Source organism: Bacillus cereus group sp. Sample62, assembly GCF_036851315.1.
Classification (GTDB): Bacteria; Bacillota; Bacilli; order Bacillales; family Bacillaceae_G; genus Bacillus_A; species Bacillus_A wiedmannii.
Genome location: NZ_JAFLPK010000001.1, coordinates 90,001 through 113,673, shown reverse-complemented (window position 1 = coordinate 113,673; position 23,673 = coordinate 90,001). Strand labels below are relative to the sequence as shown.

Genomic DNA, 23,673 nt, shown 5'->3' with positions numbered 1-23,673 from the left:
ACTACTGCTATTAGCGTAGTTTTTTTCTCTTAAAGATAAATACGTTGAGTCTTTCTACCTGCTCAAAAAAGAAAAATGGCTTCTATAAGAAAACCATCATTCTGTTTCATAATCTGCTGATTTTACTATCTTTTCCAAGAGAAACAAAAATATACATCTTTCTCAACGCAGAAAATCATATATTGGCATTGTATAATGTTAACATAGCCAAAAATAACCGTCAACGTTTTTTTGATTTTATGATATAATATCCTTTTTTCTTTTCTACAACTTCGACTTCAGAAAATACTTCCTCTAGTTTCTTCAGCGCAGATGGTGCACCTTGCTTCTTTTGAATAACAATCCACAACTCTCCACCTGGAACTAAATACTCTACAGCCTTTTCTAAAATCTCATGCACGATATCTTTACCTGCACGAATTGGAGGATTAGATAGAATAGCAGCATACATACCATCTACATTTTCATAGACGCTACTTTGAAAAATGTGTACATTTCCAATTCTATTGTTAGCGGCATTTTCTTTCGCAAGCTCAAGCGCCCTTTCATTCACATCCACCATGTGAACTTTACGGTCTTGAAACTCTTTCGCCAACGATAAACCCATTGGTCCATATCCACAACCTACGTCTAATATATCACCTTTAATATCTGGCACTTGAAACGCTTCAATTAAAAGACGAGAACCAAAGTCCACTTCGTTTTTCGAGAACACCCCACGGTCAGATAAGAAAGTAAATCGAGATCCACGAAGTGTAAATTCCCATCGTTTACGATCACTTTTACTAGAAGGGTCGTTAGAAAAATAATGGTCTGCCATATGGCCACCTCTTTTCTTTACAGTTAAAAAAAAAGCTCGCATGAGAGCGAGCTTTTTTTAAAGCATCAAAAGTTAATTACTTAACTTCTACAGCAGCGCCAACTTCTTCAAGTTTAGCTTTCATTTCTTCAGCTTCCTCTTTAGAAACGCCTTCTTTGATTGCTTTTGGAGTGTTGTCAACTAATTCTTTAGCTTCTTTTAAGCCAAGACCAGTGATTTCACGTACAGCTTTGATAACTTTGATTTTTTGAGCGCCAGCACTTGCAAGTACTACGTCAAATTCAGTTTTCTCAGCAGCAGCTTCACCAGCGCCACCAGCTACAGCTACAGGAGCAGCAGCAGTTACGCCGAATTCTTCCTCGATAGCTTTTACTAAGTCGTTAAGTTCTAATACAGTCATAGATTTAACTGCTTCAATGATTTGTTCTTTAGTCATTGTAAATATCCTCCCTTAAATAGGTTTGTATTGTTTTATAGATAACAAGTAATTATCTTTTAAAAAATTAAGCGCCTTGCTCTTCCTTTTGTTCTGCAACTGCTTTAGTAGCAAGTGCAAGGTTACGGATTGGAGCTTGAAGAACGCTAAGAAGCATAGAAAGTAAGCCTTCACGTGATGGAAGAGTAGCGATAGCTTTAACCTCATCAAGTGTTACAAGTTTACCTTCGATTACACCAGCTTTAATTTCTAAAGCTTCATGTTTTGTAGCGAAGTCGTTTAATACTTTCGCAGGAGCAACTACATCCTCGTTACTGAACGCGATTGCGTTTGGTCCTGTTAAGAATTCGTTTAACTCAGCCATTTCAGCAGACTCTGCAGCACGACGAGTTAAAGAGTTTTTGTAAACTTTGAACTCAACGCCAGCTTCACGTAAGTTTTTACGTAATTCTGTTACTTCAGAAACTGTTAAACCACGGTAGTCAACAACGATTGTAGATTTACTTTCGCGAAGTTTTTCAGCGATTTCAGTTACAACTTGTTGTTTAGTTTCGATTACTTTGCTCATGTTATTACACCTCCTGTAGATTATATAGAAGATGTACCGAAAGTGCACTAAAAACCTCCATGCCCAACTTGTAGACATGGAGGCATATAGTCACAGAAAAAAAATTCCGTTTCGTATATTAACACCTAGGTAGGAAATTAAGTCTATTGACACCTACTGTCTACGGTACACTAATTAAATTCACAACATAAATGATTATATAAAAACTTCTTTATGAAGTCAACTTCCAATTTTTACGCTAATGTAGAAACGTCTACGCGTACGCCAGGTCCCATTGTAGAAGCAACTGTTACGTTCTTCATGTAAGTACCTTTTGCAGCAGCTGGCTTAACTTTTTGTAAAGTGTCAGCAATTGTTCCGAAGTTTTCTACTAATTTAGCATCTTCGAAAGATACTTTACCGATTGGAACGTGGATGTTACCAGCTTTATCAACGCGGTATTCAACTTTACCAGCTTTGATTTCGTTAACAGCTTTAGTTACATCGAAAGTAACTGTTCCAGTTTTAGGGTTTGGCATTAAACCTTTAGGTCCTAATACGCGACCAAGTTTACCAACTTCACCCATCATGTCAGGAGTTGCTACTACTACATCGAAATCGAACCAACCTTGTTGGATTTTACCGATGTAATCAGCATCGCCTACGAAGTCAGCTCCAGCAGCTTCAGCTTCTTTAGCCTTTTCACCTTTAGCGAATACCAATACACGTTGTACTTTACCAGTACCGTGCGGAAGAACAACTGCACCACGAATTTGTTGGTCAGCTTTCTTAGGGTCAACACCTAAACGGAATGCAACTTCTACAGTCGCATCAAATTTAGCTGTGTTTGTTTTCTTTACTAATTCTACCGCTTCTGTTGCAGAATAAGCAGTTGCACGATCAACAAGCTTTGCAGCTTCTACGTACTTTTTACCTCTTTTAGCCATTTTTATTTCCTCCTCGAATGTGGTTTTAGCGGAATAACCTCCCACGTTTACGCTTATTTTCAGGTATAACCTGAGGATGCGCGCCATCCATTTATTTAAAAACGATAATCATTTACGATAATAAAGGTTGCGAATTGGAATTCCAGACCCGCAACCTTTTTTAAAAACAAATCGAATTAGTCTTCGATAACGATGCCCATACTGCGTGCAGTACCTTCAACCATACGCATTGCAGCTTCTACACTAGCAGCGTTTAGGTCAGGCATTTTAGTTTCAGCGATTTCGCGTACTTTATCACGCTTAACAGTTGCCACTTTATTACGGTTTGGTTCACCAGAACCAGACTCAATACCAGCTACTTTCTTAAGAAGAACAGCAGCAGGAGGAGTTTTAGTAATGAAAGTGAATGAACGGTCCTCAAATACCGTAATTTCAACAGGGATGATAAGACCAGCTTGATCAGCTGTACGAGCGTTAAACTCTTTACAGAAGCCCATGATGTTAACACCTGCTTGTCCTAATGCTGGACCAACTGGTGGAGCTGGGTTAGCTTTACCTGCAGGAATTTGAAGCTTTACCATTTTAATTACCTTTTTAGCCACGAGACACACCTCCTTAAGTCCGTGATGTGGTCAATTGGACAGTGATTTGCCCTCCCACGTCATATTTTATCTGTAAGGATAAAATCTTTCAAAAAACGTCTCCGATAACGAAGACGTACTGACTTAAAAGATATTATCACTTTTTACAATTCATTTCAAGTTTCATTTTATAATTTTTCAATTTGATGGAAGTCAAGCTCAACTGGAGTCTCGCGACCAAACATGTCCACAAGCACGCTAACCTTTTTCTTCTCCACATCAATTTCTTCAATAGCACCTGTATAATCTGCGAATGGTCCCTCATTTACACGCACTGTCTCATGAAGTTCAAAGTCGAAATCAACCACTTCGTTATCCATTCCCATATGCTTCATAATAGTAACAACTTCCTCTTCTAATAGAGGTGATGGTTTAGATCCAGAACCAGAAGAACCAACGAACCCAGTTACACCTGGCGTGTTACGTACAACATACCAAGAGTCATCAGTCATGATTAATTCTACTAATACATAACCTGGGAACACTTTTCTTTTCATTAATTTTTCTTTACCATTTTTCATTTCTACTTCTACTTCTTCCGGGACAACAACACGGAAAATTTTATCTTGCATACCCATTGATTCTACACGTTTCTCTAGGTTTGCTTTTACTTTATTTTCATATCCAGAATAAGTATGGACAACATACCAACTTTTTTCCATTCATTTAGGACGAGCGTCCTTCCCTCCCTGACGTACATTTTTTTGCGCAAATGAAAAAACCCGTTCACCGGGCTTTTACACAGTTCTTATAAATAACATTATATCATGGATAAGTGCTTCTTATTCAAGAATTAACCAAGAATTAACCGAATTAAAGAAGAAATGCCCATATCAACCACTGCGAAGAAAATCGCAAAGAAGACAACTGTAGCGATAACAGTCGCTGTTGAACGGAGTAATTCATCTTTTTTAGGCCAACTTACTTTTTTCATTTCGCGACCTACATCGCCGAAAAAGTTCGTTAAACGCATCTACGGGACCTCCAGTGTATTATTTCAATTATTTATTTTGTTTCCTTGTGAACTGTATGCTGATTGCATGTTTTACAAAACTTCTTTATTTCAAGTCGCTCTACTGAGCTCGTATCTTTCATCGTAGAGTAGTTTCGATTTTTACACTCTTCACATGAGAGTACAACTTTTTTCCTCATTAGTTACACCAACCTTGTAACATTATGTCCCTAAAAATGTATCATACAACAAAAGACAATGTCAATGACATGCCTTTTGTACTCTCTACAAAAAAGAAAACAGGTGATTTTTTACACCTGTAGCATTTGTTATGAATTTAAAGTGGTACTCTCTCTCATTTCCATATATCGTTCCAATTTCCGCTTCACCCTCTGTAAAGCGTTATCAATAGATTTCACATGTCTATTTAACTGTTCGGAAATCTCTTGATAAGAACGACCATCTAGATATAAAGAAAGCACCTTTCTTTCTAAATCGCTTAATAATTCAGATATTTTAGATTCTATGTCTGTATATTCTTCCTGACTTATAATCATTTCTTCAGGATCCGTTACCTTCGCTTCCGAAATAACATCTAATAATGTCCGATCAGATTCCTCATCATAAATCGGTTTATCTAGAGACACATACGAATTTAACGGAATATGTTTTTGCCTTGTTGCTGTTTTAATAGCGGTAATAATTTGCCGAGTGATACACAGTTCAGCAAATGCTTTGAATGAAGACAGCTTGTCCTCTTTATAATCACGAATCGCTTTAAACAATCCAATCATACCTTCTTGAACAATATCTTCTCGATCGGCACCCACTAAGAAATAAGATCTTGATTTCGCGCGAACAAAGTTCTTATATTTGTGAATCAAATATTCTAGAGCGTCAGTATTACCTTTTCGAACTAACTCAACGATTGCCTCATCCTCTAAATCACGAAATGTAACGTCGCCTACACTTACGAAGCCTGCTTCCACCTTGATCCCTCCGACCGCTATTTATTTAGCAATATTATACAGTAAAAAGATAAAGAGCGTCAATGCTTCAACGCTCTCCTCTTCTTAATTTTTCTAATTTTTCTGTAATATCTTTACTGAATATCTTTCGCATGGCGGGTTGCTTTTCTTTTGTGTCTTGTGTACGCCTTCTTACTTGTTGCTCCATCGCTTGTACTTCCAACTCTAATTCACGCGCAGATTTCCGAAGAGCACCTTGCGCAAATATCACCCATTGTTCCGTATAATCAGAAGTCGCAACATATATTTGCGTATTTATATTTCTAAGCTCAATCGCTAGTTGCTCTATCTTTTCATCTGCAGTTTGATTCTTCCTCGTAAATATGACTTCCACACGCGATTGTTTCATCTTTTTTTCAATACCTTGGACCGTATAAGCATCAAAGACTATCATTACCTTTGTACCTGTGTAACCTTGGTAATCCGCCATCTTATCAATCAGTGCATCCCTTGATGATTGCAAATCTACATCCCTTAGTTTCTTCAAGTCTCCCCAAGCTCCGATAATGTTGTAACCGTCAACGATTAAAATATCGTTCATTTTTTATTTACCAATTTCGTGACGCTTACGATATACCTCATACATTAACAAACTTGCGGCTACTGAAGCATTTAAGGATGTAACTTTACCGACCATCGGTAAAGTAATTAGGAAATCACATTTTTCACCAATAATACGACTCATACCTTTTCCTTCACTTCCAATTACTAATCCAATTGGCATTTTACCATCTAAATTGCGGTAATCCGTTTTCCCTTTTGCATCTGTACCAGCAATCCAAAGTCCACGTTCTTTTAATTCATCGATTGTACGAGATAAATTCGTTACACGTGCAACAGGAATATATTCAATCGCTCCAGTCGATGCTTTCGCAACTGATGCCGTAAGTCCCACAGCTCTTCTTTTCGGAATAATAATTCCATGAGCTCCCGTTGCATCCGCAGTACGCATAATAGAACCTAGGTTATGTGGGTCTTCAATTTCATCTAAAATTAAGAAGAACGGATCTTCGTTACGCTTCTCTGCTACTTTAAATAAATCTTCTAGCTCAGCGTATTGATATGCAGCCACTTGAGCAATTACACCTTGATGGTTCCCCTCAACTAATTGATCTAACTTCTTCTTTGGTGCATGTTGTAAAATAATCTTATTTTCTTTCGCTAGTGCTAGTACAATTTGTATTTGTCCTTTGGCAGCACCTTCCGCGATCCAAATTTTATTAATATCTCTTCCTGAGCGTAACGCTTCAATTACAGGGTTACGTCCGATAATATATTCACTACTCATGATGATGTGCCCCCTTCCTTCTCTTCTAAAACATCAATTGCCTTATATACAATTTCGTCTAATCTTTCACGATTATTTAATAAGTGATGATAGCCAATTAGCGCTTCAAAGGCTGTACTATATCGATATGTTTGTACATCAGTATTCTTCGGGACAGTACCTGAATTTGCATTACGCCCTCTTCTTAGTACCGCCTCTTCTTCCTCTGTTAAAAATGCCGTCTCTAATAAATGATAAACAACTTTCGCCTGTGCTTTTGCCGAAACAAAGCTTGTCCCTAATCGATGTAATTGATTAGGACGAACTTTCCCTTTTTGAAGTAGGTGATAGCGGATATATTGTTCATATACCGCATCACCCATATACGCTAACGCTAAGCTGTTTAATTGCTTTGCATCAATCATTCTTATCCTCTTTTCCATCTTGTACCTTGAGCGGTATCTTCTAAAATAATATTACGGTCTTTTAAATCATCGCGAATTTGATCTGATAATGCAAAATCACGATTTTTACGAGCTTCAATGCGCTTTTGAATAAGTACCTCAATTTCTTCATCAAGCAACTCTTCTTGCGCTAATTCTAACCCTAAAATACCAAATAATGTTTCAAGTTGTTTTACGTATGCTTCAATTACAACTGTAGACGTATGTTCTTCCAGTAAATATTGATTTGCATGATTTGCTACATTATATAACTCCGTGATTGCATTAGCAGTGTTGAAGTCATCATTCATTGCTTCTTCAAATGCAATCTGGAATTTTTCCAGTTCCGCTAACCATTTCTCATTATGATCTGTTAAATCAGTACTACTTTCCATACGGTGTTTTAAGTTACCGTAAGCCGTTTTAATTCTTTCCAGTCCGTTATTTGTACTTTGTAATAAATCTTCACTGAAATTAATTGGGTGACGGTAATGTACCGATAGCATAAAGAATCTAATTAACTGTGGATCATATTGCTTAATGATATCGTGAACTAAAATGAAGTTCCCCAGTGACTTAGACATCTTCTCATTATTAATATTAATATATCCATTGTGCATCCAATAACGTGCAAATGTTTTTCCTGTTAATGCCTCAGACTGCGCAATTTCATTCTCATGATGAGGAAATGCCAAGTCTTGACCACCAGCATGAATATCGATTGTATCTCCTAAGTATTTACGTGCCATTGCCGAGCATTCAATATGCCAGCCTGGACGCCCTTTCCCCCAAGGGCTTTCCCAGAAGATTTCTCCTTCTTTCGCAGTTTTCCATAAAGCAAAATCAAGAGGGTCTTGTTTCTTTTCTCCTACTTCAATGCGCGCACCGTGACGTAAGTCTGCGATTGGTTGATGCGATAATTTACCGTATCCTTCAAATTCCTTCGTTCTAAAGTACACATCACCTTCTGATTCATATGCATATCCTTTATTCACAAGTTCTTGAATAAATTCAATAATGATATCCATATTTTCCGTTACACGCGGATGAACTGTTGCATGTTTGCAACCTAGTGCCGTTACATCTTCAAAATACGCTTCAACGAAACGGTCAGCAATTGTCGGCACATCTTCACCTAATTCATTTGCTGCTTTAATTAATTTATCATCTACGTCAGTAAAGTTAGATACATACTGCACATCATACCCTTTATATTCTAAATAACGGCGTACCGTATCAAATACCATAGGTGGTCTTGCATTCCCAATGTGAATATAGTTATAAACTGTAGGTCCGCACACATACATCTTTACCTTATTTTCTTCTAATGGAGTAAACTCTTCCTTTTGACGCGTTAACGTATTATAAATGTGAATAGTCATTTTTATCCTTCCTTTCTACCTTTACTTCAAGTTGTTTTTTCAATTTATCAAGTTCTACTTCCATGATCTTTAACTTATCAAAAATTGGGTCTGGAAGGTCAGAATGATTTAATTCTTGACCGATCTTTACTCCATTTTGAATAACGACTCGGCCAGGTATACCTACAACTGTAGAATGTGCAGGCACTTCTTTTAATACGACAGACCCTGCTCCAATTTTAGAATTCTCTCCGACTGTAATAGAACCTAGTACTTTAGCACCTGTTGCAATTAATACATTATCCTGAATTGTAGGATGCCTCTTCCCCTTTTCTTTACCCGTACCACCTAATGTAACACCTTGATAGATCGTTACATTATCACCAATTTCGCACGTTTCTCCAATTACAACCCCCATTCCATGGTCTATGAAAAAACGACGACCAATTGTTGCTCCTGGATGAATCTCAATACCAGTAAAGAAACGACTAACTTGTGAGATCCAACGTGCAATAAAGAAGAAATTCTTTTTATAAAAAGCATGTGCAATTCGATGGGCCCAAACTGCATGTAATCCAGAGTAAGTCAAAATGACTTCGAAATAACTTCTTGCCGCTGGATCCTGTTCAAAAACGACTTCAATATCTTCCCGAAGCCTCTTAAACATCGATGTTCCCTCCCCTTTATGGGCTGCTTTTTCGAGTGAACTAACTCCCTTTACTCCCTACTTATCCTCCTAAATCTTTATACACAGGGATAAAACTTATACTCATATCCACTTTTACGGTATAAAAAAAGACGCCTCTGTCATATTGACAGAGACGCCTTATAAGCGCGGTTCCACTCTGTTTAGGCTAAAAAAAGCCTCAAACTCATCTCTGATAACGGTGTACACCGCTTCTGCTTACTTTACGCCCTAAGACGTTTCACAAAACAATTCGCTGTTCAGCAGAAGACTCGAAGGGGCATTTCAAAAATCCGCTTATAAACCACTTCCAGCCTAAAGGTGGTTCTCTCTGTAAAAAGCCTGATTTTCTACTTCTCCTTCTCGTCGCTTTTCCTTATTAGGTTTTAAGTATACTTATTATATTTCTAAACCTAGAAAATGTTAACCAATTACTTTTTGAAGACGATTTAAAACTTTTTCTTTCCCAAGAAGTGCAATAGCATTAGGAAGCTCTGGACCATGTGTTTGACCAGTAGTTGCAACACGGATTGGCATAAATAAGTTTTTACCTTTATGACCTGTTTCCTTTTGCACTGCTTTAATAGCCGCTTTAATTGCTGCTGGTTCCATCGCTTCTAGTGCTTCTACTTGACCAGCAAATGCACGAAGTACTTCTGGTACTTGTTCACCTTTTAATACTTCTTGTCCTTCTTCTTCATAATCAACATGATCTTTGAAGAACATTTCAGAAAGCTCTACAATTTCAGCTCCAAAACTCATTTGTTCATGGTATAACGCAATTACATCACGAATCCAAGCTTGTTCTTGTTCACTTACATTTTCACCTATACGTCCAGCTTTCACTAAATGCGGTAAACTTAATTCTACCACCGTATCTAAGTCTTGCTTTTTCATATATTGGTTGTTCATCCATTTTAGTTTTTGAGAATCAAATAATGCAGGCGATTTTGATAAACGAGCTGCATCAAACATTTTGATAAACTCATCTTGAGAGAAAATTTCCTCTTCTCCTACTGGCGACCAACCTAATAGTGCAATAAAGTTAAAGATTGCTTCTGGAAGATATCCAAGCTCTTTATATTGCTCAATAAATTGAATAATAGATTCATCACGCTTACTTAACTTTTTACGGCTTTCGTTTACAATTAAAGTCATATGACCAAATTGCGGAATATCCCAACCGAAAGCTTCGTAAATCATCATTTGTTTTGGCGTATTTGAAATATGATCATCACCACGAAGTACATGTGTAATCTCCATTAAGTGATCATCTACTGCTACCGCAAAGTTATAAGTTGGAATTCCATCTTTTTTCACGATAACGAAATCACCGAAATCATTTGAATGGAATGCAACTTCATCTTTTACGATATCTTTAAACGTGTAGTCGCGATCAACCGGTACACGGAAACGAATACTCGGAATGCGGCCTTCAGCCTCAAATCCCTTCATTTGCTCCTCAGTTAAATCACGGTGGTTTCCAGCATAACGCGGTGTTTCACCACGAGAGATTTGACCTTCACGCTCTGCTTCTAGCTCTTCTTCTGTCATATAACATTTGTAAGCTAAACCGCGCTCTAATAAATCTTCATATAATTTTTTATAAATATCTAAACGCTCTGTTTGACGATATGGTCCAAATTCACCACCAACATCAACACCTTCATCCCAGTTCATACCGAGCCATTTCAAGTATTTTAATTGGCTTTCTTCTCCACCAGCAACATTACGTTTCACATCAGTATCTTCAATACGAATAATAAACTTACCATCTTGATGACGAGCAAATAAATAATTAAATAATGCCGTACGCGCATTTCCGATATGTAAGTGTCCTGTTGGACTTGGCGCATAGCGCACTCTCACTTGCTTTTCCATAATTGGTACACCTTCCATTCTTAATGTCAACACATTCTATAATTGTACACCAAAAAAATGTGATTATCCATCTTACGAATTAAAAACCATTATTTTTTCTGTAATAAAACAACTGCTTGAGAAGCAATTCCTTCTTCTCTACCTGTAAATCCTAATTTTTCTGTTGTTGTTGCCTTTACATTGATATTGTCAATAGACGTTTCTAATAGTTCACTAATACGTTTACGCATACTTTCAATATGTGGTGCCATCTTTGGCTTTTGAGCAATAATTGTACAATCTAGATTCCCTAACTCGTAACCTTGTTCACGTACAAATTCCCAAACCTTTTGCAGCAATACAGCTGAATCAGCATCTTTAAAGGCAGGATCTGTATCAGGGAAATGCTTTCCAATATCCCCAGCTGCAATTGCACCTAAACATGCATCCGCAATCGTATGTAACAATACGTCTGCATCTGAATGACCAATTAACCCTTTCTCATGAGGGATTGTAATTCCACCAATAATTAACGGTCTACCTTCCGCAAACTCATGCACATCAAAACCTTGTCCAATTCGAAACATTTTTTACATCCTCCTCAAGCTAAACTACAGAGCTTTATGATTCTATATTATATCGCTACCCTTATAAAGAAAAGCCCGGCTGTTGCCGAGCTTATTTTTCGCTATAATCATCACTGTCATTTCTTTTGAACATGAAGGAAACTTTCAGCAATTAATAAATCCTCTGGAGTCGTCACTTTAATATTATAGTAACTCCCCTCTACTACACCTACTTGCTTCCCGATACGTTCTACGAGGCTTGCATCATCTGTACCAAGGAAACAACCCTGTTTTGCACTTCTATGAGCTTCTAACAAAAGAGAAACAGCGAACCCTTGTGGTGTTTGTACAGCTTTAAGCTGAGATCTTTCTACCGTTTCGACAACGATACCCTGCTCTACTTTCTTAACTGTATCTTTCACTGGTACCGCACAAATGGACGCTCCATATTTTTCCGCTGCAGTTAATACATCTTGAATCACTTTATTCGTTACAAATGGACGCGCGCCGTCATGTACAAGAACATACTCAACATCACTAGTATGCTGAATGGCGTTATATACACTATCTTGTCTTTCGGCTCCGCCCTGAATAAATTGTACTGGCTTTTCAATCGGATATTTCTGCATTAATCCTTCAAAATACGGACGTTCTTCTTCGTTAATTGCCATAATAATACTTTTGCACTCTTTATCTTTTTCAAAAGCACGTAACGTATGCACAATAATCGGTACTTCATTAATAAGTAAGAACAACTTGTTTTTACCAGCACCCATCCGCTTACCTTGACCAGCTGCTGGAATAATTAATGTATACATATTAATAATCCTCTACTTATAATGCTTTTTCTAATAATTTACGTTTGGCGAAAATCATACGCCCAGCCGATGTTTGTAACACACTAGTAACAAGCACATTGAGTTGTGAACCTACATATTCTCTACCATCTTCTACTACAATCATCGTGCCATCATCTAAATATGCAACACCTTGATTTTGTTCTTTTCCATCTTTGACAACATAAACACTCAGTTCTTCACCTGGGAGTACAACAGGTTTAATTGCATTAGCTAAATCGTTAATATTTAACACCGTTACCCCTTGTAATTCAGAAACTTTGTTTAAGTTGAAATCATTCGTTACTACCGTTCCACCAGTGATTTTCGCCAACTTTACAAGTTTGCTATCCACTTCTTGAATATCATCGAAATCGCCTTCATAAATTTCTACCGGAATCGGCATCTCTTTTTGAATACGATTTAAAATATCTAATCCTCTGCGACCACGATTACGCTTTAAAGCATCAGAAGAATCGGCAATGTGCTGAAGTTCTTCTAACACGAATTGTGGAATCACAATTGTTCCCTCTAAAAACTTTGTTTGGCAAATATCAGCAATACGCCCATCGATAATTACACTCGTATCAAGAATTTTCCAATGAGTTGTAGATTCTTCTACCTCAGTTTCTTCATTCTCACTATTATTATTTTTCTTCTTCCCACGTTGTGGTAATGTAAATAATCCTAGCAATTCATTCCTCTTTTTAAACCCTACTTGGAATCCTAAATATCCAAGTAAAAGAGTAAAGAACACTTGCAACACTGTACTAATAACTGGAATTGTAAATTCACGAATTGGTATTAAAATTAAATATGCAACAATAAGACCAGAGATTAATCCTAATGTACCAAATAAAACATCCGCTACAGGCGCCTTTACAAGAGCCTCTTCAATGTGCTTAATAAGTTGAACAATATAATCTACAAGCCAAAATGTTGTTAAAAATAAAATAATTGCACCAATAATCGCACGAACATACGATCCTTCCAATAAAGGAACGGCACCCATGTCTAATACATTAATAACTTTTGGGATTAAGTAAATCCCTAACGCTCCGCCAATTACTAGAAAGAAGAGCTGTACAATTCGTTTTAACATCCAACCACCTCCTACTCATTATTAACCATTGTTTCGCTAATCAAAACGCCGAATGCAAAAGCGGACGTGTTTTTTTATAAATAGTTTTATTTACCAATATACCATATCATATACCAAAAATGTTCTAGTGTCGTTATATTATGGAATCAATGTAATATTCTTAATTGTGTCTACTCATATAGAGATGCTCTTGTATTCTTTTTAGGCCTTCTCGTATTTTCTTCGCCCTGACTTCTCCAATTCCTTCCACATCATCCAATTCATTAATAGTTGCTCGACAAACACCTTGCAAAGTCTTAAATCGATTAATTAAATTTTCAATGATAAGTGGCGGAACGCGCGAAATTTTGCTTGTGATTCGGTATCCTCTCGGCGTCACACTTTCTTCTAAGCTCATTTGTCCTGGATAGCCAAGCAATTTAACTAAATCGCTATCCTCTAGAAGTTGTGTATTCGCAAGATCTTGTAACTTTTTCAAAATTTGATGATGGTCTTGTGTTTTTTCTTGATAATAATCTTTAATTAATAACGCTGCCTCTGCCTCTAAATCAGCTAGTAGTTCTGTAAGTTGTAAACGAATTAACCTACCTTCCGTTCCTAGCTCATGAATATAGCTCAATATTTCATTTTTAATCCGCAGTACCATTTCAACACTATGTAACACATGAACCACCTCGGACATTGTAACGACTTCTTCAAATTCTAGAATGCCCAAATTCGTAATACCATCATTCCATACAGCCTTATATTTTTCTAACGTTTGAATAGCTTGGTTTGCCTTTGTTAAAATAACACCTATATCCTTTAGTGTATAACGTAAATTCCCTTGATATAGTGTAATTACGTTACGTCTTTGTGAAATAGCCACAACGAGACTACCTGTCTGCTTTGCTACACGCTCTGCCGTCCGGTGGCGCATACCTGTTTCAATAGAATCAATAGATGCCTCCGGAACTAACTGTGCATTTGCAATTAAAATTTTACTTCCAGTTTCATTTAAAATAAGTGCCCCGTCCATTTTTGCTAATTCGTATAAACTAGCAGGAGAGAATGCACAATTAATGTGAAATCCCCCATCAACAATACTTTTAATTTGTTCATTATATCCAAGAACAATTAGTCCCCCTGTTTGTGCGCGAAGCACATTATCTATCCCTTCGCGCAGTGGTGTTCCTGGGGCCACGAGCTGTAAAATATTAATCATACTTTTGACACGTTGCTTGTTTTCTTCCATAGCCTAGCCTCCTAATGTCAAACGAAGCGCTTCCCCTAAATTAGATACACCTACTACCTCAATCCCATCCGGAATTGTCCATCCCCCCAAATTTTTTCTAGGAATAATAGCACGTTGAAATCCTAATTTAGCTGCTTCTTGTACACGTTGTTCAATTCTTGATACTCTTCTTATTTCTCCAGTTAATCCTACTTCTCCTATTACTGCATCAGTTGGTGTCGTAGATTTATCTCTAAAACTTGAAGCAATACTTAAAGCCACAGCTAAATCAATTGCCGGTTCATCTAATTTCAAACCACCTGCTACTTTTAAATATGCGTCTTGGTTTTGCAATAATAAACCTGTTCGTTTTTCTAGCACTGCCATAATAAGCGATACACGGTTATGATCAATTCCCGTCGCCATTCTTCGAGGATTTCCAAAACTAGTAGGGGAGATTAATGCTTGTATTTCTACTAAAACCGGTCTTGTTCCTTCCATTGAGGCAACTACTGTTGATCCTGCGACTCCAACGGGTCTTTCCTCAAGAAAAATTTCAGAAGGGTTTAAGACTTCCGCAAGACCAAGCTCTTTCATTTCAAAAATACCCATTTCATTCGTGGAACCAAAACGATTCTTCACAGCTCGCAAGATACGATATGTATGATGACGATCTCCTTCAAAGTAAAGAACTGCATCGACCATATGTTCTAACATACGAGGTCCTGCAATTGCCCCCTCTTTTGTTACATGTCCGACGATAAAAATAGGAATTCCTTTCGTTTTTGCAAGTTTCATTAATTCCGCTGTACATTCACGTACTTGCGCTACACTTCCTGGGGCTGACGTTACTTCAGGTAAATGTATCGTTTGAATAGAGTCAATAACAACAAAAGCTGGATTCATCTCTTCAATGTGCGCTGCAATTCGCTGTAGATCAGTTTCTGCTACAACAAATAGATTACTACCCTTTACATGCAAACGATCTGCACGAAGTTTAATCTGCTTTGCTGACTCCTCACCTGATATGTATAGTACATCATATGAAGAATCTGCTAATTGCGATGAAATTTGTAATAACAATGTTGATTTCCCAATCCCAGGGTCTCCACCAATAAGTACTAAGGATCCATCTACAATCCCCCCACCAAGTACACGGTTAAACTCTTGGAATTTCGTTTCAATACGTGCCTCAGATTTTGTTTCTACTTCTGTTAGGCGTCTTGGTTTTGTTACTTCCGATTGAATTGCATTGGCATAATTAAGGCGTCTTGATGATACAACCGGTTCCATCTCTTCAACAAGCGTATTCCATTGACCACAACCAGGGCATTTCCCCATATATTTTGGTGACTGATAACCACACTCTTGACATGTGAATTTTGTTTTCTTTTTAGCCATATCGTTTTATATTTCACTTCACTTTCATCTATAAACAGTTTATCCTTCTCGTACAAGAAAGAGGGCTATCTCGTAGCCCTCTTAGTTTGTCTATACTTATTTTACCTTTTCAGCACTATGAATGACAAATGATTCCCCTTCAACATCAAAGATAACTTTTTGTCCTTTCTCAATAGCACCTTTTAAAAGTTCTTCCGATAGTCTATCTTCCACATGTTTCTGAATTGCTCTACGCAGCGGACGAGCACCGTATTCTCGGTCAAATCCTTTATCAGCAATGGCTGAAATCGCTCCTTCTGTTAAATGCAATTCAATCTCTTGCTCTTTTAAGCGCTTCACTAACTGATTCACCATAAGTGTTACAATCTCTTGAATATGTTTTTTCTCAAGCATATGGAACACGATAATTTCATCAATACGGTTTAAGAATTCTGGACGAAATGCCTTTTTCAGTTCATCCATTACTTTACCTTTCATATCTGAATAATCGCGGCTCTCATCTTGTACGTTAAATCCAAGATGTTTATTACGTTTTAACGCATCTGCACCAACGTTAGATGTCATAATAACAATTGTGTTACGGAAATCAACTGTACGCCCTTTAGAATCCGTTAAGCGACCATCTTCTAATACTTGTAGTAAAATGTTAAACACATCAGGATGAGCTTTCTCTACTTCATCTAATAGAACAACTGAATATGGCTTACGGCGAACCTTTTCTGTTAATTGTCCACCTTCTTCATATCCAACATATCCTGGAGGAGATCCAACTAAACGAGAAGTCGAATGCTTCTCCATGTACTCAGACATATCGATGCGAATCATTGCATCCTCATCACCGAACATAGATTCTGCTAACGCTCTTGCTAGTTCCGTTTTACCTACACCTGTTGGTCCTAAGAAAATAAATGAACCAATTGGACGTTTCGGATCTTTCAATCCTGCTCTAGCACGACGAACAGCTTTTGCTACAGCTACTACCGCTTCATCTTGACCAATAACACGGTTGTGAAGAATGGATTCTAAGTTTAATAATTTATCAGTCTCTGTTTGTGCAAGTTTAGAAACCGGTATACGAGTCCACGTAGAAACGACATTTGCAATATCTTCTACTGTCACTTCTGAGTTTTCTTTTCCTTGTTGCTCTTTCCATTGACGCTTCGTATCTTCTAACTTCTCACGTAAGCGTTGTTCCATATCACGTAAGGAAGCAGCTTTTTCAAATTCTTGACTTTGCACAGCTGCATCTTTTTCTTTTCTAATTTCCTCAAGCTTTACTTCAAGCTCTTTTAGATTTGGTGGTGTTGTATAAGAGCGTAAGCGAACCTTTGAAGCAGCTTCATCAATTAAATCAATTGCTTTATCTGGTAAGAAACGATCTGTAATATAGCGGTCCGAAAGCTTTACAGCTGCATCAATTGCATCATCTGTAATAGATACACGGTGATGTGCTTCGTAACGATCACGTAAACCTTTCAAAATTTGAGTTGATTCGTCTAAACTTGGCTCATCAACGTGAATTGGTTGGAAACGTCTTTCTAAAGCCGCGTCTTTTTCAATATATTTACGATATTCATCTAAAGTTGTCGCCCCGATACATTGTAACTCTCCGCGTGCTAAAGATGGTTTTAAAATATTTGATGCATCAATTGCACCTTCTGCTCCACCTGCACCAATTAATGTATGAAGTTCATCAATAAATAGAATAATGTTTCCAGCTTGACGGATTTCATCCATAACTTTCTTTAAACGATCTTCAAATTCACCACGATATTTCGTTCCAGCTACAACTGTACCCATATCTAGTGTCATAACACGCTTATCTCTTAATGTTTCAGGAACTTCATTATTTACAATTTGTTGTGCTAATCCTTCTGCAATTGCCGTTTTACCTACACCAGGTTCTCCAATTAATACAGGATTGTTTTTTGTTCTACGGCTTAAAACTTCAATTACACGTTGAATTTCTTTACCACGACCGATAACAGGATCTAGACGATTTTCACGTGCAACAACTGTTAAATCACGCGCTAAGCTATCCAGTGTCGGTGTATTTGCATTCGTTGAAGAACCACCTTGGTGACCTGAACTTGCTTCATTACTTCCAAGAAGCTGCAATACTTGTTGTCTTGCCTTATTTAGGCTGACACCTAAGTTATTTAAAACACGTGCTGCTACACCTTCACCTTCACGAATTAAGCCAAGTAAGATATGTTCTGTTCCAACATAAGAATGACCTAATTTACGAGCTTCATCCATAGACAACTCAATAACTTTTTTAGCACGCGGTGTATAATGTACAGTTTGAGAAGCTTCTGTTCCGCGTCCAATTAACGCTTCTACCTCTTTTTGAACCTTCTCTGGACTTAATCCAAGAGCAATTAACGCTTTTGCTGCAATTCCTTCCCCTTCGCGTACAAGCCCAAGTAAAATGTGTTCTGTTCCAATATTATTATGCCCAATACGAATTGCTTCCTCTTGAGATAAAGCTAATACTTTCTGTGCTCTTTCTGTAAATCTTCCAAACATCATAGAAATCGCCTCCTACTTGCGCTTAGTTTTTTTCAATACGTAATCGCTCACGGATTAAGGTTGCTCTTCGATAATCTCTTTCTTCTGGTCCTAAAGGTCCACCTGCATATTGTTGCAAAATGCCTGGTTGTGTAAGAACCATTAGCTCAGTCAAAATATTTCTCGATACACCTTTTATATATCCTAAATCAATACCAAGTCGTACATCTGATAAGCAAGTGGCCGCTTCTGCAGATTGAATTAACCGACTGTTTGCTAGTATGCCATAAGAGCGATAAACCTTATCTTCAAGCTCAATACTTGAATTTTGTACAATTAATTCTCTAGCCATTTTTTCTTGCTGTATGATTTGTTGAATGACACTCTTTAAATCTGCAATAATATCTTCTTCAGATTTTCCTAGCGTCATTTGATTTGACACTTGAAATATATTACCTAACGCTTCGCTACCTTCACCGTATATTCCTCTTACTACTAACCCTAATTTTTGAATTACTTGTATAATGCGGCTAATTCTTTTCGTTAAAACGAGTCCCGGTAAGTGAATCATTACGGAAGCCCTCAATCCTGTACCAACGTTAGTAGGGCAGCTCGTTATATATCCAAGTGATTCATCAAAAGCATATTCAACCTCTTCCTCTATCCAATTATCTATTTGATTGGCACTTTGAAGAGCCTCTGATAATTGCAACCCTGAAAATAAGCACTGTATCCTAATGTGGTCTTCTTCATTAAGCATAACACTAATATGTTCGCTTTCTGATAATAGACATGCTCCATATTCTGTTCCTGCAAGGTTAGGACTAATTAAATGCTTTTCAACTAATACTCTCCTTTGAAGAGGCGTTAATTCATTCATTTTTAATAGCTCAAACTCTCCAAAAGGTTCTACCGTTTTATTTATAAATTCCTTTTTAAATAATTCATGAATCTGTCTAGCTTCTTCTTCGTTTTGCATAGTAGAGAATTGATATTTTTTAAAATTACGAGCCAAACGAATTCGACTACTTAAAACAATATCAGAATCAGGGCCATCCCCCTTCATCCATGGACTAATCGCTTCATTCATAATTTTGTCCAGTGACATAGAACTATTCCCCCTCTCTATGCTCACTAAGCTGATTTTCAAGACCCCGAATATTATCCCTTACTTCAGCAGCCTTCTCAAACTCCTCTTTCTGTACGTATTGTTTCAGAATGAGTTTTAGTTCATCTAATTCTTTCTTTAAGTGAAGATTTCCTTCTATACGTTCCGGAATTTTTCCACAATGATCTGTATGTCCGCCGTGCAGACGTTTTAATAATGGCTTTAAATGTTCCTTAAATGTATCGTAACAAGAAGCACATCCAAACCGTCCCACCTTTGTAAATTGCTCATATGTCATCTTACAATCTGGACACCTTAATATACTTGTATTCGAAAGCCCGTTTTGTCCTTCTTCAAACATTGTTGATTCATCGTGTAATAACCCAGCAAATAAATCATGGAATGAAAAGTTAGACTGCGGTGATTGAAAGAAAGACGTATAGCCACTTTGTTCTGCACATTGCTCACAAAGATGAACTTCCGTCTTCTTTTCGTTGATTACTTTTGTATAATGTAAAGTTGCTGGTCTTATATTACAGTTTTGACAAGTCATCACTATCCCCACCTTTACAATAGGAACGATCTATCTGATAGTACTTTTCATACATTACTAGATTGTTCACTTTCCTTTACTTGTTTAAATAAAAGTGCGTGTTCTTTTTTCAAAACCTCTACAATATTTAACTGCCTTATCTCTTAGTTATTATTCTTTTACAAAAGCTATATTTATTTATATTTCAGTGTTCTTAACATTGCGCATAATATTCGAGCCCTAAGTTCATCTCGAGAAGGAACATCCATTGATAATACAGAACGATCTAGTACACTTAACATAAGTTTCGCTTCACGATTTGTTATGATTCCCTCTTCCATTAAACGTATAATCATACTCTCTGCATTCCCTTGCGCAACGCTATGATCAATCATATGAAGCATTTGATCGATCATGTCTATATCGTCATGCAGTTTGACTTTTATAATGCGAATGTAACCTCCTCCACCACGTTTACTTTCTACTACAAATCCTCTTTCTAACGTAAAACGGGTATTGATTACATAATTGATTTGAGATGGTACGCACTCGAATCGATCCGCAATCTCATTTCTTTTGATTTCAATCACATTATTATTACTTAAGTCAATAACTTGCTTTAGATATTGCTCAATGATATTAGATATATTTCTCATTTATCCGCCACCTTTATTGACTTTGACTATCTTTGACTTTAATTATATACGTATTAATAAAATTTGCAACTCTTTTGCTTATTGACTATCCTAGCCACATTCCTCTGTATTTAATCAAAATAATAATTATTTAAACACATTTTTTAATTACTATGGATTATAAAAGAAAACACGAAAAAACACGAGTCAAATGACTCGTGTTTAGTTGCTTGGCGACGTCCTACTCTCACAGGGACAAGGTCCCAACTACCATCGGCGCTAGAGAGCTTAACTTCCGTGTTCGGTATGGGAACGGGTGTGACCTCTCTGCCATCATCACCAAACTATGAAGGCATATTCCTTCAAAACTAGATAACATTGCTACATATTATATGGTTAAGTCCTCGATCTATTAGTATTCGTCAGCTCCACATGTCACCATGCTTCCACCTCGAACCTATCAACCTGATCATCTTTCAGGGATCTTACTAGCTTACGCTATGGGAAATCTCATCTTGAGGGGGGCTTCATGCTTAGATGCTTTCAGCACTTATCCCTTCCGCACATAGCTACCCAGCTATGCCCTTGGCAGAACAACTGGTACACCAGCGGTGCGTCCATCCCGGTCCTCTCGTACTAAGGACAGCTCCTCTCAAATTTCCTACGCCCACGACGGATAGGGACCGAACTGTCTCACGACGTTCTGAACCCAGCTCGCGTACCGCTTTAATGGGCGAACAGCCCAACCCTTGGGACCGACTACAGCCCCAGGATGCGATGAGCCGACATCGAGGTGCCAAACCTCCCCGTCGATGTGGACTCTTGGGGGAGATAAGCCTGTTATCCCCGGGGTAGCTTTTATCCGTTGAGCGATGGCCCTTCCATGCGGAACCACCGGATCACTAAGCCCGACTTTCGTCCCTGCTCGACTTGTAGGTCTCGCAGTCAAGCTCCCTTATGCCTTTGCACTCTACGAATGATTTCCAACCATTCTGAGGGAACCTTTGGGCGCCTCCGTTACACTTTAGGAGGCGACCGCCCCAGTCAAACTGCCCACCTGACACTGTCTCCCGGGTCGATAAGACCCGTAGGTTAGAATTTCAATACATTCAGGGCGGTATCCCACCAGCGCCTCCACCGAAGCTAGCGCTCCGGTTTCAATGGCTCCCGCCTATCCTGTACAAAATGTACCAAAATTCAATATCAGGCTACAGTAAAGCTCCACGGGGTCTTTCCGTCCTGTCGCGGGTAACCTGCATCTTCACAGGTACTATAATTTCACCGAGTCTCTGGTTGAGACAGTGCCCAAATCGTTACACCTTTCGTGCGGGTCGGAACTTACCCGACAAGGAATTTCGCTACCTTAGGACCGTTATAGTTACGGCCGCCGTTTACTGGGGCTTCAGTTCAGAGCTTCGCTTACGCTAACCCCTCTCCTTAACCTTCCAGCACCGGGCAGGTGTCAGCCCCTATACTTCGCCTTACGGCTTCGCAGAGACCTGTGTTTTTGCTAAACAGTCGCTTGGGCCTATTCACTGCGGCTTTCCGTTAAGAAAGCACCCCTTCTCCCGAAGTTACGGGGTCATTTTGCCGAGTTCCTTAACCAGAGTTCTCTCGCACACCTTAGGATTCTCTCCTCGCCTACCTGTGTCGGTTTGCGGTACAGGCACCTTTTATCTCGCTAGAAGCTTTTCTTGGCAGCGGGGAATCAAAGACTTCGCTCCATAAGGAGCTTCCCCATCACAGCTCAGCCTTCACGATAAGCGGATTTGCCTACTTATCAGCCTAACTGCTTGGACGTGCACAACCAATCGCACGCTTCTTCTATCCTTCTGCGTCCCTCCATTGCTCAAACGATAAAGAGGTGGTACAGGAATATCAACCTGTTGTCCATCGCCTACGCCTGTCGGCCTCGGCTTAGGTCCTGACTAACCCTGAGCGGACGAGCCTTCCTCAGGAAACCTTAGGCATTCGGTGGACGGGATTCTCACCCGTCTTTCGCTACTCATACCGGCATTCTCACTTCTAAGCGCTCCACCAGTCCTTCCGGTCTGACTTCACTGCACTTAGAACGCTCCCCTACCACTGATACCATTGGTATCAATTCGCAGCTTCGGTGGTGTATTTAGCCCCGGTACATTTTCGGCGCAGAGTCACTCGACTAGTGAGCTATTACGCACTCTTTAAATGGTGGCTGCTTCTAAGCCAACATCCTAGTTGTCTAAGCAACTCCACATCCTTTTCCACTTAATACACACTTTGGGACCTTAGCTGGCGATCTGGGCTGTTTCCCTCTTGACTACGGATCTTATCACTCGCAGTCTGACTCCTAAGGATAAGTCATTGGCATTCGGAGTTTGACTGAATTCGGTAATCCGATGAGGACCCCTAGTTCAATCAGTGCTCTACCTCCAAGACTCTTACACTTAAGGCTAGCCCTAAAGCTATTTCGGGGAGAACCAGCTATCTCCAGGTTCGATTGGAATTTCTCCGCTACCCACACCTCATCCCCGCACTTTTCAACGTGCGTGGGTTCGGGCCTCCATTCAGTGTTACCTGAACTTCACCCTGGACATGGGTAGATCACCTGGTTTCGGGTCTACGACCACGTACTAAACGCCCTATTCAGACTCGCTTTCGCTGCGGCTCCGCCTCTTCAGCTTAACCTCGCACGGGATCGTAACTCGCCGGTTCATTCTACAAAAGGCACGCCATCACCCATTAACGGGCTCTGACTATTTGTAGGCACACGGTTTCAGGATCTCTTTCACTCCCCTTCCGG

The 23,673-nt window shown here is 38.7% G+C and carries 24 protein-coding genes, 2 rRNA genes and 2 other annotated features (1 of these 28 only partly in view); all 26 genes read right to left on the bottom strand.

Going from position 1 to position 23,673, the window contains the following annotated elements; translation table 11 throughout:
• Nucleotides 1-220: 220 nt before the first annotated feature.
• Complete coding sequence (locus J0835_RS00625) at nucleotides 221-820, bottom strand: class I SAM-dependent methyltransferase (protein WP_087979120.1); 600 nt, start codon at nucleotides 818-820, stop codon at nucleotides 221-223.
• 76 nt (nucleotides 821-896) lie between these two features.
• Nucleotides 897-1,256 carry a 50S ribosomal protein L7/L12 gene (rplL, locus tag J0835_RS00620; protein ID WP_000159737.1) on the bottom strand — a complete coding sequence of 120 codons (360 nt, stop codon included), beginning with the start codon at nucleotides 1,254-1,256 and terminating at the stop codon, nucleotides 897-899.
• 67 nt (nucleotides 1,257-1,323) lie between these two features.
• A complete protein-coding gene (rplJ, locus tag J0835_RS00615) occupies nucleotides 1,324-1,824 on the bottom strand; it encodes a 50S ribosomal protein L10 (protein ID WP_000048724.1) in 501 nt (166 codons plus the stop codon).
• A gap of 39 nt (nucleotides 1,825-1,863) precedes the next feature.
• Nucleotides 1,864-2,008 (bottom strand) — a sequence feature (ribosomal protein L10 leader region).
• Between the two features lie 49 nt (nucleotides 2,009-2,057).
• Nucleotides 2,058-2,750: a 50S ribosomal protein L1 gene (gene rplA / locus J0835_RS00610; protein WP_002096939.1), complete on the bottom strand. Its 693-nt coding sequence runs from the start codon at nucleotides 2,748-2,750 to the stop codon at nucleotides 2,058-2,060.
• 176 nt (nucleotides 2,751-2,926) lie between these two features.
• Nucleotides 2,927-3,352 carry a 50S ribosomal protein L11 gene (rplK, locus tag J0835_RS00605; RefSeq protein WP_001085872.1) on the bottom strand — a complete coding sequence of 142 codons (426 nt, stop codon included), beginning with the start codon at nucleotides 3,350-3,352 and terminating at the stop codon, nucleotides 2,927-2,929.
• A gap of 167 nt (nucleotides 3,353-3,519) precedes the next feature.
• Complete coding sequence (nusG, locus tag J0835_RS00600; RefSeq protein WP_000415794.1) at nucleotides 3,520-4,053, bottom strand: transcription termination/antitermination protein NusG; 534 nt, start codon at nucleotides 4,051-4,053, stop codon at nucleotides 3,520-3,522.
• A 131-nt stretch (nucleotides 4,054-4,184) separates the two neighbouring features.
• On the bottom strand, nucleotides 4,185-4,364 hold the full coding sequence (gene secE / locus J0835_RS00595; RefSeq protein WP_001241321.1) for a preprotein translocase subunit SecE: 180 nt from the start codon (nucleotides 4,362-4,364) through the stop codon (nucleotides 4,185-4,187).
• Nucleotides 4,365-4,396: 32 nt separating this feature from the next.
• Nucleotides 4,397-4,543 (bottom strand): 50S ribosomal protein L33, encoded by a 147-nt coding sequence (gene rpmG, locus J0835_RS00590; protein WP_002070160.1) that lies wholly within the window; start codon nucleotides 4,541-4,543, stop codon nucleotides 4,397-4,399.
• Between the two features lie 129 nt (nucleotides 4,544-4,672).
• A complete protein-coding gene (locus J0835_RS00585; protein ID WP_000387198.1) occupies nucleotides 4,673-5,332 on the bottom strand; it encodes an RNA polymerase sporulation sigma factor SigH in 660 nt (219 codons plus the stop codon).
• Between the two features lie 67 nt (nucleotides 5,333-5,399).
• Nucleotides 5,400-5,912, bottom strand: a complete 513-nt coding sequence (locus tag J0835_RS00580) for an NYN domain-containing protein (protein WP_000997888.1) — start codon at nucleotides 5,910-5,912, stop codon at nucleotides 5,400-5,402.
• Between the two features lie 3 nt (nucleotides 5,913-5,915).
• A complete protein-coding gene (gene rlmB / locus J0835_RS00575) occupies nucleotides 5,916-6,659 on the bottom strand; it encodes a 23S rRNA (guanosine(2251)-2'-O)-methyltransferase RlmB (RefSeq protein ID WP_000093757.1) in 744 nt (247 codons plus the stop codon).
• Nucleotides 6,656-7,063, bottom strand: coding sequence for a Mini-ribonuclease 3 (locus J0835_RS00570; RefSeq protein ID WP_087979119.1), 408 nt, complete (start codon nucleotides 7,061-7,063; stop codon nucleotides 6,656-6,658). The genes rlmB and J0835_RS00570 overlap by 4 nt, the downstream gene beginning before the upstream one ends.
• 2 nt (nucleotides 7,064-7,065) lie before the next feature.
• Nucleotides 7,066-8,463 (bottom strand): cysteine--tRNA ligase, encoded by a 1,398-nt coding sequence (gene cysS, locus J0835_RS00565; protein ID WP_087979118.1) that lies wholly within the window; start codon nucleotides 8,461-8,463, stop codon nucleotides 7,066-7,068.
• Entirely contained in the window at nucleotides 8,444-9,109 is a 666-nt protein-coding gene (gene cysE / locus J0835_RS00560; protein ID WP_076542633.1) for a serine O-acetyltransferase, read from the bottom strand. The genes cysS and cysE overlap by 20 nt, the downstream gene beginning before the upstream one ends.
• A gap of 147 nt (nucleotides 9,110-9,256) precedes the next feature.
• Nucleotides 9,257-9,503, bottom strand: a binding site (T-box leader).
• Nucleotides 9,504-9,550: 47 nt separating this feature from the next.
• Complete coding sequence (gene gltX, locus J0835_RS00555) at nucleotides 9,551-11,008, bottom strand: glutamate--tRNA ligase (protein ID WP_087979117.1); 1,458 nt, start codon at nucleotides 11,006-11,008, stop codon at nucleotides 9,551-9,553.
• A gap of 89 nt (nucleotides 11,009-11,097) precedes the next feature.
• Nucleotides 11,098-11,574, bottom strand: a complete 477-nt coding sequence (ispF, locus tag J0835_RS00550) for a 2-C-methyl-D-erythritol 2,4-cyclodiphosphate synthase (protein WP_000488386.1) — start codon at nucleotides 11,572-11,574, stop codon at nucleotides 11,098-11,100.
• A 116-nt stretch (nucleotides 11,575-11,690) separates the two neighbouring features.
• Entirely contained in the window at nucleotides 11,691-12,371 is a 681-nt protein-coding gene (gene ispD, locus J0835_RS00545; RefSeq protein WP_087979116.1) for a 2-C-methyl-D-erythritol 4-phosphate cytidylyltransferase, read from the bottom strand.
• A 16-nt stretch (nucleotides 12,372-12,387) separates the two neighbouring features.
• Nucleotides 12,388-13,491, bottom strand: coding sequence for a PIN/TRAM domain-containing protein (locus tag J0835_RS00540; RefSeq protein ID WP_000919687.1), 1,104 nt, complete (start codon nucleotides 13,489-13,491; stop codon nucleotides 12,388-12,390).
• A 160-nt stretch (nucleotides 13,492-13,651) separates the two neighbouring features.
• Entirely contained in the window at nucleotides 13,652-14,725 is a 1,074-nt protein-coding gene (gene disA / locus J0835_RS00535) for a DNA integrity scanning diadenylate cyclase DisA (RefSeq protein ID WP_000392165.1), read from the bottom strand.
• 3 nt (nucleotides 14,726-14,728) lie between these two features.
• Nucleotides 14,729-16,105 carry a DNA repair protein RadA gene (gene radA, locus J0835_RS00530; RefSeq protein WP_001085205.1) on the bottom strand — a complete coding sequence of 459 codons (1,377 nt, stop codon included), beginning with the start codon at nucleotides 16,103-16,105 and terminating at the stop codon, nucleotides 14,729-14,731.
• Between the two features lie 96 nt (nucleotides 16,106-16,201).
• Nucleotides 16,202-18,637, bottom strand: coding sequence for an ATP-dependent protease ATP-binding subunit ClpC (clpC, locus tag J0835_RS00525; RefSeq protein ID WP_000971181.1), 2,436 nt, complete (start codon nucleotides 18,635-18,637; stop codon nucleotides 16,202-16,204).
• 22 nt (nucleotides 18,638-18,659) lie between these two features.
• Complete coding sequence (locus J0835_RS00520) at nucleotides 18,660-19,724, bottom strand: protein arginine kinase (RefSeq protein ID WP_000050830.1); 1,065 nt, start codon at nucleotides 19,722-19,724, stop codon at nucleotides 18,660-18,662.
• Between the two features lie 4 nt (nucleotides 19,725-19,728).
• Nucleotides 19,729-20,277: a UvrB/UvrC motif-containing protein gene (locus J0835_RS00515; protein WP_000128403.1), complete on the bottom strand. Its 549-nt coding sequence runs from the start codon at nucleotides 20,275-20,277 to the stop codon at nucleotides 19,729-19,731.
• Between the two features lie 173 nt (nucleotides 20,278-20,450).
• Nucleotides 20,451-20,912 (bottom strand): transcriptional regulator CtsR, encoded by a 462-nt coding sequence (gene ctsR, locus J0835_RS00510; protein WP_087979115.1) that lies wholly within the window; start codon nucleotides 20,910-20,912, stop codon nucleotides 20,451-20,453.
• Between the two features lie 207 nt (nucleotides 20,913-21,119).
• Nucleotides 21,120-21,235: ribosomal RNA gene (rrf, locus tag J0835_RS00505) — 5S ribosomal RNA — on the bottom strand.
• Nucleotides 21,236-21,283: 48 nt separating this feature from the next.
• Nucleotides 21,284-23,673: ribosomal RNA gene (locus J0835_RS00500) — 23S ribosomal RNA — on the bottom strand; it runs 532 nt beyond the window's last position.

Bases quoted from the DNA above. Each gene is read 5' to 3' on its own strand.
- rplL (WP_000159737.1), bottom strand. From the start codon at position 1,256: ATGACTAAAGAACAAATCATTGAAGCAGTTAAATCTATGACTGTATTA.
- rplJ (WP_000048724.1), bottom strand. From the start codon at position 1,824: ATGAGCAAAGTAATCGAAACTAAACAACAAGTTGTAACTGAAATCGCT.
- J0835_RS00570 (WP_087979119.1), bottom strand. From the start codon at position 7,063: ATGATTGATGCAAAGCAATTAAACAGCTTAGCGTTAGCGTATATGGGT.
- J0835_RS00625 (WP_087979120.1), bottom strand. From the start codon at position 820: ATGGCAGACCATTATTTTTCTAACGACCCTTCTAGTAAAAGTGATCGT.
- cysE (WP_076542633.1), bottom strand. From the start codon at position 9,109: ATGTTTAAGAGGCTTCGGGAAGATATTGAAGTCGTTTTTGAACAGGAT.
- secE (WP_001241321.1), bottom strand. From the start codon at position 4,364: ATGCGTTTAACGAACTTTTTCGGCGATGTAGGTCGCGAAATGAAAAAA.
- ispF (WP_000488386.1), bottom strand. From the start codon at position 11,574: ATGTTTCGAATTGGACAAGGTTTTGATGTGCATGAGTTTGCGGAAGGT.
- ctsR (WP_087979115.1), bottom strand. From the start codon at position 20,912: ATGAGAAATATATCTAATATCATTGAGCAATATCTAAAGCAAGTTATT.
- clpC (WP_000971181.1), bottom strand. From the start codon at position 18,637: ATGATGTTTGGAAGATTTACAGAAAGAGCACAGAAAGTATTAGCTTTA.
- disA (WP_000392165.1), bottom strand. From the start codon at position 14,725: ATGGAAGAAAACAAGCAACGTGTCAAAAGTATGATTAATATTTTACAG.
- rplA (WP_002096939.1), bottom strand. From the start codon at position 2,750: ATGGCTAAAAGAGGTAAAAAGTACGTAGAAGCTGCAAAGCTTGTTGAT.
- rlmB (WP_000093757.1), bottom strand. From the start codon at position 6,659: ATGAGTAGTGAATATATTATCGGACGTAACCCTGTAATTGAAGCGTTA.
- ispD (WP_087979116.1), bottom strand. From the start codon at position 12,371: ATGTATACATTAATTATTCCAGCAGCTGGTCAAGGTAAGCGGATGGGT.
- J0835_RS00520 (WP_000050830.1), bottom strand. From the start codon at position 19,724: ATGTCACTGGACAAAATTATGAATGAAGCGATTAGTCCATGGATGAAG.
- gltX (WP_087979117.1), bottom strand. From the start codon at position 11,008: ATGGAAAAGCAAGTGAGAGTGCGCTATGCGCCAAGTCCAACAGGACAC.
- radA (WP_001085205.1), bottom strand. From the start codon at position 16,105: ATGGCTAAAAAGAAAACAAAATTCACATGTCAAGAGTGTGGTTATCAG.
- cysS (WP_087979118.1), bottom strand. From the start codon at position 8,463: ATGACTATTCACATTTATAATACGTTAACGCGTCAAAAGGAAGAGTTT.
- nusG (WP_000415794.1), bottom strand. From the start codon at position 4,053: ATGGAAAAAAGTTGGTATGTTGTCCATACTTATTCTGGATATGAAAAT.
- J0835_RS00540 (WP_000919687.1), bottom strand. From the start codon at position 13,491: ATGTTAAAACGAATTGTACAGCTCTTCTTTCTAGTAATTGGCGGAGCG.
- J0835_RS00515 (WP_000128403.1), bottom strand. From the start codon at position 20,277: ATGACTTGTCAAAACTGTAATATAAGACCAGCAACTTTACATTATACA.
- rpmG (WP_002070160.1), bottom strand. From the start codon at position 4,543: ATGAGGAAAAAAGTTGTACTCTCATGTGAAGAGTGTAAAAATCGAAAC.
- J0835_RS00580 (WP_000997888.1), bottom strand. From the start codon at position 5,912: ATGAACGATATTTTAATCGTTGACGGTTACAACATTATCGGAGCTTGG.